This window comes from Pseudomonas sp. B7(2017) (genome assembly GCF_002112745.1).
GTDB lineage: Bacteria > Pseudomonadota > Gammaproteobacteria > Pseudomonadales > Pseudomonadaceae > Aquipseudomonas > Aquipseudomonas ekonensis.
On sequence record NZ_NEIP01000001.1, the window covers coordinates 44,425 to 57,773 of the forward strand.

Consider the following 13,349-nt stretch of genomic DNA (forward strand, 5'->3'; position numbering starts at 1 on the left):
GCGCCTTGGCGCCTGCCGGGGAAGGCCGGCTCATGTTTTTCTGTGACAGGATCGATTATTTGCGCGAGAAGTGGACGACCAGCCGGTCGCCCACCATTTGCAGCACTTGCACCAGGATCAGCAGCAGCACCACGGTCACGACCATCACGTCGGTCTGGAAGCGCTGGTAGCCGAAACGGATCGCCAGGTCGCCCAGGCCGCCGGCGCCGACCACACCGGCCATCGCCGTGTAGGACACCAGTGTAATCGCTGTCACCGTAATCGCCGCGAAGATGCCCGGACGGGCCTCCGGCAGCAGCGCGTTGACGATGATCTGCCGGGTGGTCGCGCCCATCGACTGGGTGGCTTCGATGATGCCGCGGTCCACCTCGCGCAGGGCGGTTTCCACCAGCCGCGCGAAGAACGGCGTCGCGCCCACCACCAAAGGCGGAATCGCACCGGCCACGCCCAGCGACGTGCCGGTGATCAGCACGGTGAACGGGATCATCACGATCAGCAGGATGATGAACGGCAGCGAACGCAGGATGTTCACCACCAGCGACATGATCGCGTAGACGCCGCGGTTCTCCAGCAATTGGCGCGGGCTGCACAGGAACAGCAGCACGCCGAGCGGCAGGCCCAGCAGGACGGTGAACAGCAGCGAGCCGCCGAGCATCATCAGGGTGTCGCCGGTGGCCAGCCAGATTTCCAGCCAGTCGATGTTTTCGAACAGGGACTTGAGCAGTTCCATCAGCGGAGCACCTCCATGTGAACGTCGGCGGCGGTGAAGCGGGCGAACGCCGCGTCCATGTCGCCGCCGGTGACGGCGAGGGTCAATTGCCCGTAGGGAACGTCTTTGATGCGGTCGATGCGGCCGGCCAGGATGCTGTAGTCCACCCCGGTCTCCCGGGCGACGGTGCCGAGCAGCGGCGCGTAGGTCGCGTCGCCCTGGAACGTCAGGCGCACGATGCGGCCCGGCACGTGGGCGAAGTCATCGCGTTGTTCGTTTTCGTCGATCTGCTCGTCTTCCTGGACGAAACGCTTGGTCGTCGGGTGCTTCGGATGCAGGAACACGTCCGCCACCGGGCCTTGCTCGACGATCGTGCCGGCGTCCATCACCGCCACCTGGTCGCAGACGCGGCGGATCACGTCCATCTCGTGGGTGATCAGGACGATGGTCAGTTTCAGCTCGCGGTTGATCTCGGCCAGCAGTTGCAGCACCGAGGCGGTGGTCTGCGGATCGAGGGCGCTGGTGGCCTCGTCGCACAACAGGATCTTCGGCTTGGTCGCCAGGGCGCGGGCGATGCCGACGCGCTGCTTCTGGCCGCCGGACAGTTGCGCCGGGTACTTCTTGGCATGGTCGGACAGACCGACCCGGGCCAGCAGTTCGGCCACGCGGCGGTCGATCTCGCTGCGCGACAGTTCGCCGGCCAGGGTCAGCGGCAACGCGACGTTGTCGGCCACGGTCTTGGACGCCAGCAGGTTGAAGTGCTGGAAGATCATCCCGACCTGCTGCCGGAAACGGCGCAGGCCGTTGGCGTCCAGCGCGGTGATCTCTTCGCCGTCGACGATGATCTTGCCGCCGCTGGCGTCCTCCAGGCGATTGATCAGACGCAGCAGGGTGCTTTTGCCCGCGCCGGAATGGCCAATCAGGCCGAACACCTGACCGTTCTCAATCGACAGACGGGTCGGGTGCAGCGCAGTGATGTCCTTACCGGCGACGCGGTAAGTCTTATGGACGTTTTGAAACTCGATCACGTAGCGAACCTTGTGGGGCGCGTTGAAAAGGGTCAGCGGTTAGCCGGGCGCGCATTTTAGCCTGTCCGTATAGAGGTTCTTAGCATTTATTTCGCAAACAACCTTTCTTTTGGCAATAACGCGATCAAAGGTCATAAAAAAGGAACGGTCCGGCGTCTCGGTCAGTCACTCGAATAACCCCTGGAAATGCCCCATGGCTATCGGCACCGCGCCGGAAAACCTGACGGGCCCCGACCCAAACGAGGAGTTCAAGCCTGATGAGCACCAAAAAACCCGCTGCCGAGAAGAGCCGACTGGCCGGAACGGACACCCCCGACCGCGCCAACACCAACGCCAAGCTCGACCGTCTGGAGCCGTTCCGCTCCGACGCCACCGGCCAGGCCCTGCGCACCAACCAGGGCGTCAAGGTCGCCGACAACCAGAACACCCTCAAGGCCGGCGACCGCGGGCCGTCGCTGCTGGAAGACTTCATCATGCGTGAGAAGATCACGCACTTCGACCATGAGCGCATCCCGGAACGCATCGTCCACGCTCGCGGCGCCGGCGCCCACGGCTTTTTCCAGAGCTACGGGAACCATTCGGCGCTGACCAAGGCCGGTTTCCTGCAGGATCCGGCGAAGAAAACACCGGTGTTCGTCCGTTTTTCCACCGTGCAGGGGCCGCGCGGCTCCGGCGACACGGTGCGCGACGTGCGCGGCTTCGCCGTGAAGTTCTTCACCGAGGAAGGCAACTTCGACCTGGTGGGCAACAACATGCCGGTCTTCTTCATTCAGGACGCGGTGAAGTTCCCCGATTTCGTCCACGCGGTGAAACCCGAGCCGCACAACGAAATCCCCACCGGCGGCTCGGCCCACGACACCTTCTGGGATTTCGTTTCGCTGGTGCCCGAGTCGGCGCACATGGTGATCTGGGCCATGTCCGACCGGGCGATCCCGAAAAGCCTGCGCAGCATGCAGGGCTTCGGCGTGCACACCTTCCGGCTGGTCAACGCCGAGGGCACCTCGCGCTTCGTCAAGTTCCACTGGCGCCCCACCGCCGGCACCTGCTCGCTGGTGTGGGACGAGGCCCAGAAGCTCGCCGGCAAGGACACCGACCACCATCGCCGCGACCTCTGGGAAGCCATCGAGACCGGGGACTACCCGGAGTGGGAACTAGGGGTGCAGGTCATCGAGGAACAGCACGAGCACGACTTCGAGTTCGACCTGCTCGACCCCACCAAACTGATTCCCGAGGAGATCGTGCCGATCACGCCGCTGGGCAAGATGACCCTCAACCGCAACCCGGACAACTTCTTCGCCGAGACCGAGCAGGTCGCGTTCTGCCCCGGCCACATCGTGCCGGGGATTGACTTCTCCAACGATCCGCTGCTGCAGGGGCGTCTGTTTTCCTACACCGATACGCAGATCAGCCGACTCGGCGGGCCGAACTTTCACGAGCTGCCGATCAACCGTCCGCTGGCGCCGTTCCACAACGGCCAACGCGACGCCCAGCACCGTTCGACCATCGACAAAGGCCGCGCCTCTTACGAGCCGAATTCGATCGACGGCGGCTGGCCGAAGGAAACCCCGCCCGCCGCGCAGGACGGCGGTTTCGAGAGTTATCCGGAGCGCATCGACGCAAACAAGATCCGCCAGCGCAGCGAATCCTTCGGCGATCACTTCTCCCAGGCCCGGCTGTTCTTCAACAGCATGAGCCCCCACGAGCAGGAGCACATCATCGCGGCCTACAGCTTCGAACTGGGCAAGGTGGAGCGCGAGACCATCCGGGCGCGGGAGGTCAACGACATCCTCGCCAACATCGACCTGGAGCTGGCCAGGCGCGTCGCGGAAAACCTAGGCCTGCCGGCGCCGGCCAAAGGCACGGTGGCGGTGCGCAAGACCTCGCTGGAGCGCTCGCCCGCGCTGAGTCAGGCCAACTTGGTGCCGGAAAACATAAAAACCCGAAAAGTGGCGATTCTGGCCGCGAACGGCGTCGATAGTGCAGCCATCGACGCCATGAAGAAAGCACTCAAGGCCGAAGGCGCCCACGGGAAGCTGCTCGGCCCGACCTCGGCGCCGCTCAAGGCCGCCAACGGCAAGACCCTGGCGGTGGACGCGTCGATGGAAGGCATGCCGTCGGTGGCCTTCGACGCGGTGTTCGTGCCGGGCGGTGCGGCGTCGGTCAAGGCCTTGGGCGGTGACGGGGTGGCGTTGCACTACCTGCTGGAGGCGTACAAGCACCTGAAGGCAATCGCCTTGCAGGGCGAGGCCGAACAATTGCTGGACATGCTGAAGCTGGAAAAGGACGCGGGACTGGTGACGGGCAAAGACGCCGGGGCGCTGACCCAGGCGTTCTTTGCCGCGATCGGGCAGCACCGGGTCTGGGAACGGGAAGCCAAGGCGAAGGCGGTTCCTGCATAAGGGATCCCCGGTGCCCATGAGGGCGCCATCGCCAGCAGGCTGGCTCCCACAGGATTCGGAACGCCGCAGATCCCTGTGGGCGCCAGCCTGCTGGCGATGGACTCCGGACTTGGCGCTTAAGGCTTGCGCGGGCTCAAGACCATCTGCGCCGGTACGGTGCGCACGGTCTGCTTGCGGATCTGCAGGTCGAAGCCCGGATCCAGCTTCTTCACGCGCTTGGTCAGCAAGGTCGCCAGCCACGGGTAGTCGGCGGTGCGCGGGGCCTGCAGGGTCACTGCGCAGTCGTAATTCACCACATCGGCGGCGATCGCATCCAGTTGCCGACGCAATTTGCGGCTATCGGTGATGTTCAGCGCCACCGTGGTGCTTTCCGCGGTCGGGTCGATCACCCGCGCCTTGGGCTTGGACTCCGCCGCCTGCAGCGCCGCTTCAGCCTTTTCCAGCTCGGCCTTGCGGGCTTCGGTGATGGCGCCGTTGACGCCGCCGGTCAGCGCCGGGGCCTTGGGCATCAGGGCCCGGGCACGGCTCAGGGCCATGGCGGCGGCGTTCACGTCGCCCTTCTGCAGCACGATCTGGCTGCGGCGCAGGTAGGCTTCGGCCAGTTGCCTCTGGTACTGCTCAAGGGACTGGTCGTTGGGGGTTTCCGCCTGCAAGGCCGCCAATTGGTCTTCGGCGGTGGCCAGTTCGCTGCTGGCCAGGCTTTGCTCCAGTTGTGCGATGGCCGTGGCCCGCGCGTCGGGGGCTTCGGCCACCGGCGGCGTGCTTTGGCAAGCGCCCAGCAGCACGGAAAATGCGACAAGGAGCAGATAACGGGAGGCGAACGGCTTCATTCCTGCGACTCTCTAATTGCGCAAAAAGCGAGCAAGTCTACACCCCTCGACGGGGCAGGACAAAACTGAGCAGAAACAGTGCGGCCGCCGTCACAACGATCGAAGGGCCGGCCGGGGTGTCCTTGAACCAGGACAGCGCCAGCCCGCCGCACACGGCCAGCATGCCCAACAGGCTCGCACCCAGCGCCATCTGCTCCGGGGAGCGGGCGTGACGCTGTGCCGCAGCCGCCGGGATGATCAGCAGCGAGGTGATCAACAGCACGCCGACGATCTTCATCGCCACCGCGATCACCACCGCGATCAGCAGCATCAGCGCCATGCGCAGCCCGGCCACCGGCAGGCCTTCGACCTTGGCCAGCTCTTCGTGCACGGTGATCGCCAGCAACGGCCGCCACAGCGTCACCAGCAACGCCAGCACCGCCGCGCTGCCGCCGAGGATCCAGGCCAGGTCGGTGGGGCTGATCGCCAGCAGGTCGCCGAACAGATAGGCCATCAGGTCGATCCGCACTTCATGCATGAAGCTTAGTACCACCAGGCCAAGGGAGAGCGTGCTCGGCGCGAGAATTCCCAGCAGCGTGTCGGAGGCCAGCGGCTGGCGCTGCTGCAGCGTCACCAGCACCACCGCCAGCAGCAGGCAGCCGACGGTGACCGCCACGGTCGGACTGACATCCAGCAGAAATCCCAGGGCCACGCCCAGCAGGGCGGCGTGGGACAGGGTGTCGCCGAAGTAGGCCATGCGCCGCCAGACCACGAACGAGCCCAACGGCCCTGCGACCACCGCCAGCGCCAGACCTGCAAGCAGGGCGTAGAACAGAAAATCAGCCATGCTTGCAGCCATCTCCGTGAACATGGGGTTGGCCCGCCGGGGCCGCCTTGACCACCGAACCGTGCAGGTCGTGGGCGTGGTCGTGATGGTGGTGATAGATCGCCAGGCTCGGCGCGTTGTTGCCGAACAGCTCGACGAAGGCCGGGTCGCCGCTGACCTGCTCCGGATGCCCGGAACAGCAGACGTGGCGGTTGAGGCAGACCACCTGGTCGGTGGTGCTCATCACCAGGTGCAGGTCATGGGAGACCATCAGCACGCCGCAGCCGTGGCGGTCGCGCAGCCGCGTGATCAGGCTGTACAGCTCGGCCTGGCCGGCCACGTCGACGCCCTGCACCGGCTCGTCGAGCACCAGCAGCTCGGGTTCGCGCAGCAGCGCCCGGGCGAGCAGCACGCGCTGCATCTCACCGCCGGAAACGCTCTGCACCGGGCTGTCGATGACGTGCTCGGCGCCGACCTCCCTGAGTGCCGCCAGGGCCCGTGTGCGGTCGACGCCCGGCACCAGACGCAGAAAACGCAGCACCGACAGCGGCAAGGTCGGATCGACATGCAGCTTCTGCGGCATGTAGCCGACCCGCAGCTTCGGCTTGCGCCAGACGCGGCCGCTGTCCGGCTTGAGCAACCCGAGCACGGCGCGCACCAGGGTGGTCTTGCCGGCGCCGTTGGGGCCGATCAGGGTTACGATCTGCCCCGGCTCGACGCTCAGGTGAATGTTGTCCAGCACGCTCTGCCCGGCGAACCGGACCGCGACCTGCTCGAGACGGATCAGCGTGTCGCTCATCAAGCCCCCCGGCAGCCGGAGCAGAGGCCGACCACTTCCACGGTCTGGGCCTCGACGACGAAGCCGACATCCTTGGCGCTGTGGATGATCGCGTCGCTGATGGCCTTCTGCTCAAGCTCGATGGCGGCGTGGCATTGGCGGCAGATCAGGAACTGGCCCTGATGCGCGTGCTCCGGGTGGACGCAGCCGATGAAGGCGTTGAGCGAGGAGATGCGGTGCACCAGGCCGTTCTCCAGCAGGAAATCCAGCGCCCGGTACACGGTCGGCGGCGCGGCGCGACGGCCGTCCTGCTCGCTCAGCACCGCGAGGATGTCGTAGGCGCCCAGCGGCTTGTGGCTCTGCCAGACCAGTTCCAGCACCCGCCGACGCAGCGCGGTCAGGCGCAGGCCCTTGCGTGCGCACAGGGCGTCGGCCTCGGACAAAGCGCTGTGCACGCAATGAGAGTGGTCGTGGGGGCGGCTGGCAATCGGTGTAATGGGCATGAGCGGCGACGAGTTTGGCTAGAGACGTTATTATGTTACCCGTTCTCGCCTCCTTGAGTGGTCATCGTGTCCCGACTTTTTTCTGTTTTTGTCGCATTCGTCACCGGTTTCCTGCTGATCGGCACGGCCCAGGCCGAGGTCAAGGTGCTCACCAGCATCAAGCCGCTGCAACTGATCGCCGCCGCCGTGCAGGACGGCGTGGCGATTCCCGAAGTGCTGCTGCCGCCCGGCGCCTCGCCGCACCACTACGCCCTGCGCCCGTCAGACGTGCGCAAGGTGCAGTCGGTGGATCTGCTGTACTGGATCGGCCCGGACATGGAAGGTTTCCTGCCCCGGGTGCTGAACGGCCGCACGCTGCCGAGCGTCGCCGTGCAGGATCTGCCTGGCCTGAAGCTGCGCCGCTTCGCCGAGGACAGCCACTCGCACGCCGAAGAGGCCGACGAGCATGACCACGACCACCGTCCGGGTACCCTGGACGCGCATTTGTGGCTGTCTCCGGTGAACGCACGGGTGATCGCCGACAAGATGGCCGCCGACCTGAGCGCCGCCGACCCGGCCAACGCCCAGCGCTACCAAAGCAACGCCAAGGCGTTCGACGGGCGCCTCGATGCGCTGGACGCGCGCCTGAAGAAACGTCTGGCCGGCATCGAAGGCAAACCCTACTTCGTGTTCCACGAAGCCTTCGACTACTTCGAAGACGCCTACGGCCTCAAGCACGCCGGCGTGTTCAGCGTCGCGGCGGAGGTGCAGCCGGGCGCACAGCACGTGGCGGCGATGCGGGCGCGGCTGCAGGAAGTCGGCAAGACCTGCGTGTTCAGCGAACCGCCGCTGCGCCCACGCCTGGCGGAAACCCTGGTGGCCGGGCTGCCGGTGAAACTGGCGGAACTGGACGCGCTCGGCGGCTACACCCCGGCGACCGCCCAGGGTTACGAGCAAGTGCTGGAAAAGCTGGGCAACGACCTGGCGGGTTGCCTGGAGTCGCTGTAAGCGATCCTGTGGCGAGGGATCTTGCTTCCGTTTAGCGCTCAAGGTTCCGTCGACTGCCCGGAACCTTGAAGGGGCATGGCACCCGATGCGAGCACGTTCGCCCGCCACCCGGTCAGAGCGCGAACGGCAACTGGACGCTGATGGCCTGGCGCTGCGCCAGGCGCTGCTCGAATTCCTTCGGATCGTGGATCAGCACGTCCTGCCCGGCGAACGACTCCGCCGCGATCAAACGCGACAGCCAGAACCGCACGCACGCCACCCGCAGCATCACCGGCCACAGTTCGGCTTCCGCCGCCGTGAACGGACGCAGCGCCGCGTAGGCCCCCAGAAACGCCCGCGCCCGCTGGCCGTCGATCTGCCCGGCGTCGTCGGAGCACCAGTCGTTCAAGGCGATGGCCACGTCGTAGAGCATCGGCCCCGAGCAGGCGTTGTAGAAGTCGATCAGCCCGGTCAGGTGCGTGCCTTCGAACATGGCGTTGTCGCGGAACAGGTCGGCGTGGATGTTCGCCCGCGGCAACGCGAGGATCTTCTCTTTCTGCACGGTGATTTCGTCCAGCGCCTTTTGCAGCAGCGCCCGCGGCTCGTCGCCCAGATGCGACAGGAACTGCGTCCCCTCCTCCAGCATCCAGTCCAGGCCGCGGTCGGTCTTGCGCTTGATCATGTTGGCGCCCTGGGTCGCCAGGTGCAGATGGGCCTGCAGCTCGCCGACCTGCGCGCAGTGCTGGGCGTTGGCCTGCTTGATGTGCTTGCCGGCCAGGCGCGGCTGCAGCAGCGCCGGCTTGCCCTTGAGCTCGCGCAGGGCCTCGCCGTCGGTGGTGCGCAAGGCGTACGGCACCGGCAGGTCGGCCTTATGCAGCACGTCGAGCAGGTCGATGAAGAACGGCATCTCCTGCACCGGGCCGCGCTCGACCAGGGTCAGGACGAACTCGCCCTGTTCCAGGCTGATGAAGAAATTGGTGTTTTCGCTGCCGGCGGCGATCCCCTGGAAATCGAGCAGACGGCCGAGCCCGTAAGGGGCGAGAAAGGTTTCCAGCTCGGGCCGAGCCAGGGGGGTGAACACAGACATGGTCAAAAACTGCTCAGTTCTGGCGCCGGGGTCGGGCCGGCGCCGGGTGAAATTAAGGAACTACTTCCATTCAAAGATCTTCCATGACGGAATCAGCATATCCGGCTGGTCCGAACGGATGAAGTTCGCGTCGGTACCGTCGGCACGCACCAGAAAGTACGGCGGCGCGCCCTTCACGGTGACTTTGATCGCATACAGGAACCCGTTCTGGCGGTACTCCTGGATCGTCCTGTCGCCCTCCGTGCGAATGGTGACCTCCGGATCCGCCGACGGCGCATCATCCGCCGCGATCGCGGCCAGCGGTGAGACAGCGATCAGACTGACCAGCAGCAAGCGATTTAACGTACGCATGATAACCTTGTCCCTTTGTCGTCAACGGTCCCGCTATTCTAGCGCCGGACCCGCCGAAAAGGTTGATCCTGCACATGAGCCAAGCCCCCCTCGTCCTGGTGGACGGTTCGTCCTACCTTTACCGCGCCTTTCATGCGCTGCCGCCGCTGACCACCTCCAAAGGCATGCCGACCGGCGCGGTCAAAGGCGTGCTGAACATGCTCAAGAGCCTGCGCAAGCAATACCCGGACAGCCCGTTCGCCGTCGTCTTCGACGCCAAGGGCGGGACGTTCCGCGACGAAATGTACGCCGAATACAAGGCCAACCGGCCGAGCATGCCCGATGACATGCGCGTGCAGATCGAGCCGCTGCACCAGAGCGTGATCGCCCTCGGCTTCCCGCTGCTGTGCGTCGAAGGCGTCGAGGCCGACGATGTGATCGGCACCCTGGCCCGCAGCAGCGCGGCCGCCGACCGGCCGGTGATCATCTCCACCGGCGACAAGGACATGGCGCAACTGGTCGACGGGCACATTACCTTGGTCAACACCATGTCCGGCAGTTCGATGGACGTGGAGGGCGTTAAGGAGAAGTTCGGTGTCGCACCGGAGCAGATCATCGATTATCTGGCCCTGATGGGCGACTCCTCCGACAACATCCCCGGTGTGCCCGGCATCGGTCCGAAAACCGCTTCAGGCCTGCTGGTGGGCGTCAACGGCGGCCTGACCGAACTCTACGCGCAGCTCGACATCGTGCCGACCCTGCCGATCCGCGGCGCCAAGACCCTGCCGGCCAAGCTCGAAGAGCACAAGGAGATGGCGTTCCTCTCCTATCAGTTGGCGACCATCAAGGTCGACGTGCCGCTGGACATCACTCTCGACGACCTGCACATGGGCGCCGAGGATCCGGCCAAGCTCCTTGAGCTTTACACGCTGATGGAGTTCAAGGGCTGGATCAACGACCTGGAGCGCGACGCCAAGCGCGTCGAACTCAAGGCCGCGGCCGAGCCTGAGCCGGCCGCCGACCTGTTCAGCGCCGCCGAAGCCGAAGCGCCGCAAGCGACCGGCGCAACCCGCTACGAGACCGTCCTCGACCAGGCGCGTTTCGATGTCTGGCTGGAAAAGCTCAAAAGCGCCGAACTGTTCGCTTTCGACACCGAAACCACCGGCATCGACGCGCAACAGGCGCAACTGGTCGGCCTGTCGTTCGCCGTGCAGGCCAACGAAGCGGCCTACGTTCCGCTGACCCACTCCTACATCGGCGTACCGGATCAGCTCGACCGCGACACCGTGCTGCGCGCGCTCAAGCCGATCTTGGAGGACCCGAACAAGCTCAAGGTCGGCCAGCACGCCAAGTTCGACATGAACATCCTCGCCAACTGCGCCATCGGCGGCGACCCGGCCAACGGCATCACCGTGCGCGGGATCGCCTTCGACACGATGCTCGAATCCTACGTGCTGAACTCCACCGCCACCCGCCACGACATGGACAGCCTGGCGCAGAAGTACCTGGACCACACCACCGTGAGCTTCCAGGACATCGCCGGCAAGGGCGCCAAGCAACTGACCTTCGACCAGATCGCCCTGGAACAGGCCGGCCCGTACGCCGCCGAAGACGCCGACGTGACCCTGCGCCTGCACCAGGCCCTGATCGAAAAGCTCAACGCCATCCCGAGCCTGGCCAGCGTGCTGACCGACATCGAGATCCCGCTGGTGCCGGTGCTGGCGCGCATCGAGCGTCAGGGCGCGTTCGTCGACGCCGCCCTGCTCGGCGTGCAGAGCATCGAGTTGGGCGACAAGATGGTCGCTCTGGAGCGCGAAGCGTTCGAGATCGCCGGTGAGGAATTCAACCTGGGCTCGCCGAAGCAGCTGGGCGTGATCCTTTACGAGAAGCTCGGCCTGCCGGTGCTGAAGAAGACCGCCACCGGGCAGCCCTCCACCGCCGAAGACGTGCTGGCGCGGCTCGCGGAGGACGACTACCGGTTGCCGAAGGTGCTGATGGAGTACCGCTCCATGAGCAAGCTGAAAAGCACCTACACCGACCGCCTGCCGGAACAGATCAACCCGCGCACCGGACGCATCCACACCTCCTACCATCAGGCGGTGGCGTCCACCGGACGGCTGTCCTCCAGCGACCCGAACCTGCAGAACATCCCGGTGCGCACCGCCGAAGGCCGCAGGATCCGTCAGGCGTTCGTCGCGCCGGCCGGCTACAAGCTGCTGGCGGCGGACTACTCGCAGATCGAACTGCGGATCATGGCCCACCTGTCCCGCGACGAAGGCCTGATGAACGCGTTCCGCAACAACCTGGACGTGCACACCGCCACCGCCGCCGAAGTGTTCAAGGTCGAACTCAACGAAGTGACCTCCGATCAGCGCCGCAGCGCCAAGGCGATCAACTTCGGGCTGATCTACGGCATGGGCGCGCAGAAGCTGGGCAAGGACATCGGCGTCGACACCAAGACCGCCAAGGCTTACATCGACACCTACTTCGCCCGTTACCCCGGCGTGCGCGAATACATGGAGCGCACCCGTAAGCAGGCGGCCGACCAGGGCTACGTGGAGACTTTCTTCGGCCGCCGCCTGTACCTGCCGGAGATTAACTCCAACAAGCCGCAGGAACGCGCCGCCGCCGAACGCACGGCGATCAACGCCCCGATGCAGGGCACGGCGGCGGACATCATCAAGAAGGCCATGGTGGCGGTGGACAACTGGCTGCAGGCGTCGGGACTGGATGCCAAGGTGATCCTGCAGGTCCACGACGAACTGGTTCTGGAGGTCCGCGAGGATCTCGTCGGTCAGGTCAGCGAAGAAATCCGCACGCACATGAGCGGCGCGGCGAAACTGGATGTTCCGCTGCTGGTCGAAGTGGGTATCGGCAACAACTGGGACGAGGCTCACTGAGCCGTCTGGGACGGGCCTTCGCTGCGGCATGGCGTCGCGGCGAACGCCCGGGAACGGGCTTAGTTCCGATCGCTCTTGGAATTATTCCAAAGCTTTTTGAAAAAAATCTGAACTAATCTTGCGAAGGGCCACTCAGAGTTACTGAATGGCTGGTGAAGCCCTTCGATGCTCCTATGTTGTGTTAAGTGTTGGCAGATATCTGAACCCCGCCCTAGCGGTTCGGAACTTGAACCCCGGAACTTCTCCCTCCCCATATGAAGTCCGGGGCTTTTTTTTGCCCGCGATTTACTCGGCCGCCGCTTCGGCGCCCTTGTCCGCAAGCTCCATCCAGCCCGCCAGCACGGTGTAGGCCTCTTCCAGGCCCATGCGCTTGGGCGCGGAGAACAGCTGGATCGAGACCGTATCGCCCCACCCCTTGCGGATCTCCGACTGCACCTTGAGCAGCGTGTTCTTGGCGGCGCCGTAGGTCAGCTTGTCCGCCTTGGTCAGCAGGATGTGCATCGGCATGCCGGCGGCGACGGCCCAGTCGAGCATCAGCCGGTCGAAGTCGGTCATCGGGTGGCGGATGTCCATCAGCAGGATCACCCCCATCAGACTCTCGCGACCGCCCAGGTAAGCCTCGAGGTGACGCTGCCAGTGCTGCTTGAGCGGGATCGGCACTTTCGCATAACCGTAGCCCGGCAGGTCGACCAGACGGCGTTCATCGTCTAGCTTGAAGAAATTCAACAGCTGCGTGCGGCCCGGGGTTTTCGAGGTGCGCGCCAGGCTGGCGTGGGTCAGGGTGTTCAGCGCGCTGGACTTGCCGGCGTTGGAGCGGCCGGCGAAGGCCACTTCGTAGCCCTGGTCGCTGGGGCATTGATCGACTTTGGCGGCGCTGAGCATGAAGGTGGACTGTTGGCACAGGCCGAGGATGGGGTTCTTGAGCTGCATGGGATTTCCGATGTGGACGGCGCCGGGAATGGGCGCGGCAAGCGAGGTCGCTTCCGTTTCAGTGACGCCAGTATATAATGCCGC

The 13,349-nt window shown here is 65.3% G+C and carries 12 protein-coding genes; 3 read left to right on the plus strand and 9 right to left on the minus strand.

What is annotated here, in order from left to right:
• Positions 1 to 55: 55 nt before the first annotated feature.
• Positions 56 to 730, minus strand: a complete 675-nt coding sequence (locus CAG29_RS00245; protein ID WP_085579412.1) for a methionine ABC transporter permease — start codon at positions 728 to 730, stop codon at positions 56 to 58.
• On the minus strand, positions 730 to 1,737 hold the full coding sequence (locus CAG29_RS00250) for a methionine ABC transporter ATP-binding protein (protein WP_085579410.1): 1,008 nt from the start codon (positions 1,735 to 1,737) through the stop codon (positions 730 to 732). Before CAG29_RS00250 ends, CAG29_RS00245 begins: the two co-directional genes overlap by 1 nt.
• Before the next feature lie 257 nt (positions 1,738 to 1,994).
• Here CAG29_RS00250 and katE point away from each other — a divergent pair, with 257 nt between their 5' ends.
• Entirely contained in the window at positions 1,995 to 4,136 is a 2,142-nt protein-coding gene (gene katE, locus CAG29_RS00255) for a catalase HPII (RefSeq protein WP_085693738.1), read from the plus strand.
• A 116-nt stretch (positions 4,137 to 4,252) separates the two neighbouring features.
• On the opposite strand, the gene CAG29_RS00260 is transcribed toward katE, so the two are convergent.
• From CAG29_RS00260 to CAG29_RS00275, 4 genes are read right to left on the minus strand one after another with little or no spacing between them, the layout of a single operon-like run.
• Positions 4,253 to 4,966, minus strand: a complete 714-nt coding sequence (locus CAG29_RS00260) for a PA5502 family lipoprotein (protein ID WP_085579406.1) — start codon at positions 4,964 to 4,966, stop codon at positions 4,253 to 4,255.
• 37 nt (positions 4,967 to 5,003) lie between these two features.
• Positions 5,004 to 5,792, minus strand: coding sequence for a zinc ABC transporter permease subunit ZnuB (znuB, locus tag CAG29_RS00265; RefSeq protein WP_085579404.1), 789 nt, complete (start codon positions 5,790 to 5,792; stop codon positions 5,004 to 5,006).
• Complete coding sequence (gene znuC, locus CAG29_RS00270; RefSeq protein ID WP_085579402.1) at positions 5,785 to 6,570, minus strand: zinc ABC transporter ATP-binding protein ZnuC; 786 nt, start codon at positions 6,568 to 6,570, stop codon at positions 5,785 to 5,787. The genes znuB and znuC overlap by 8 nt, the downstream gene beginning before the upstream one ends.
• Positions 6,570 to 7,052: a Fur family transcriptional regulator gene (locus CAG29_RS00275; RefSeq protein ID WP_085579400.1), complete on the minus strand. Its 483-nt coding sequence runs from the start codon at positions 7,050 to 7,052 to the stop codon at positions 6,570 to 6,572. Before CAG29_RS00275 ends, znuC begins: the two co-directional genes overlap by 1 nt.
• 57 nt (positions 7,053 to 7,109) lie before the next feature.
• Between CAG29_RS00275 and CAG29_RS00280 the strand changes: the two genes are divergently transcribed.
• Positions 7,110 to 8,039: a zinc ABC transporter substrate-binding protein gene (locus CAG29_RS00280; RefSeq protein WP_085579398.1), complete on the plus strand. Its 930-nt coding sequence runs from the start codon at positions 7,110 to 7,112 to the stop codon at positions 8,037 to 8,039.
• A 112-nt stretch (positions 8,040 to 8,151) separates the two neighbouring features.
• Here CAG29_RS00280 and CAG29_RS00285 read toward each other — a convergent pair whose 3' ends face one another.
• Both CAG29_RS00285 and CAG29_RS00290 read right to left on the minus strand, forming a co-directional pair.
• Positions 8,152 to 9,105 (minus strand): homoserine kinase, encoded by a 954-nt coding sequence (locus CAG29_RS00285; protein WP_085579523.1) that lies wholly within the window; start codon positions 9,103 to 9,105, stop codon positions 8,152 to 8,154.
• Positions 9,106 to 9,165: 60 nt separating this feature from the next.
• A complete protein-coding gene (locus CAG29_RS00290) occupies positions 9,166 to 9,456 on the minus strand; it encodes a DUF2782 domain-containing protein (RefSeq protein WP_085630392.1) in 291 nt (96 codons plus the stop codon).
• A gap of 74 nt (positions 9,457 to 9,530) precedes the next feature.
• Here CAG29_RS00290 and polA point away from each other — a divergent pair, with 74 nt between their 5' ends.
• Complete coding sequence (gene polA, locus CAG29_RS00295) at positions 9,531 to 12,335, plus strand: DNA polymerase I (RefSeq protein ID WP_085630390.1); 2,805 nt, start codon at positions 9,531 to 9,533, stop codon at positions 12,333 to 12,335.
• Positions 12,336 to 12,620: 285 nt separating this feature from the next.
• Here the strand turns inward: polA and yihA are convergent, their stop codons facing one another.
• Positions 12,621 to 13,265, minus strand: a complete 645-nt coding sequence (gene yihA, locus CAG29_RS00300) for a ribosome biogenesis GTP-binding protein YihA/YsxC (protein ID WP_085630388.1) — start codon at positions 13,263 to 13,265, stop codon at positions 12,621 to 12,623.
• Positions 13,266 to 13,349 lie beyond the last annotated feature (84 nt).

Bases quoted from the DNA above. Each gene is read 5' to 3' on its own strand.
- CAG29_RS00245 (WP_085579412.1), bottom strand. From the start codon at position 730: ATGGAACTGCTCAAGTCCCTGTTCGAAAACATCGACTGGCTGGAAATC.
- katE (WP_085693738.1), top strand. From the start codon at position 1,995: ATGAGCACCAAAAAACCCGCTGCCGAGAAGAGCCGACTGGCCGGAACG.
- CAG29_RS00260 (WP_085579406.1), bottom strand. From the start codon at position 4,966: ATGAAGCCGTTCGCCTCCCGTTATCTGCTCCTTGTCGCATTTTCCGTG.
- znuB (WP_085579404.1), bottom strand. From the start codon at position 5,792: ATGGCTGATTTTCTGTTCTACGCCCTGCTTGCAGGTCTGGCGCTGGCG.
- znuC (WP_085579402.1), bottom strand. From the start codon at position 6,570: ATGAGCGACACGCTGATCCGTCTCGAGCAGGTCGCGGTCCGGTTCGCC.
- CAG29_RS00275 (WP_085579400.1), bottom strand. From the start codon at position 7,052: ATGCCCATTACACCGATTGCCAGCCGCCCCCACGACCACTCTCATTGC.
- CAG29_RS00285 (WP_085579523.1), bottom strand. From the start codon at position 9,105: ATGTCTGTGTTCACCCCCCTGGCTCGGCCCGAGCTGGAAACCTTTCTC.
- CAG29_RS00290 (WP_085630392.1), bottom strand. From the start codon at position 9,456: ATGCGTACGTTAAATCGCTTGCTGCTGGTCAGTCTGATCGCTGTCTCA.
- polA (WP_085630390.1), top strand. From the start codon at position 9,531: ATGAGCCAAGCCCCCCTCGTCCTGGTGGACGGTTCGTCCTACCTTTAC.
- yihA (WP_085630388.1), bottom strand. From the start codon at position 13,265: ATGCAGCTCAAGAACCCCATCCTCGGCCTGTGCCAACAGTCCACCTTC.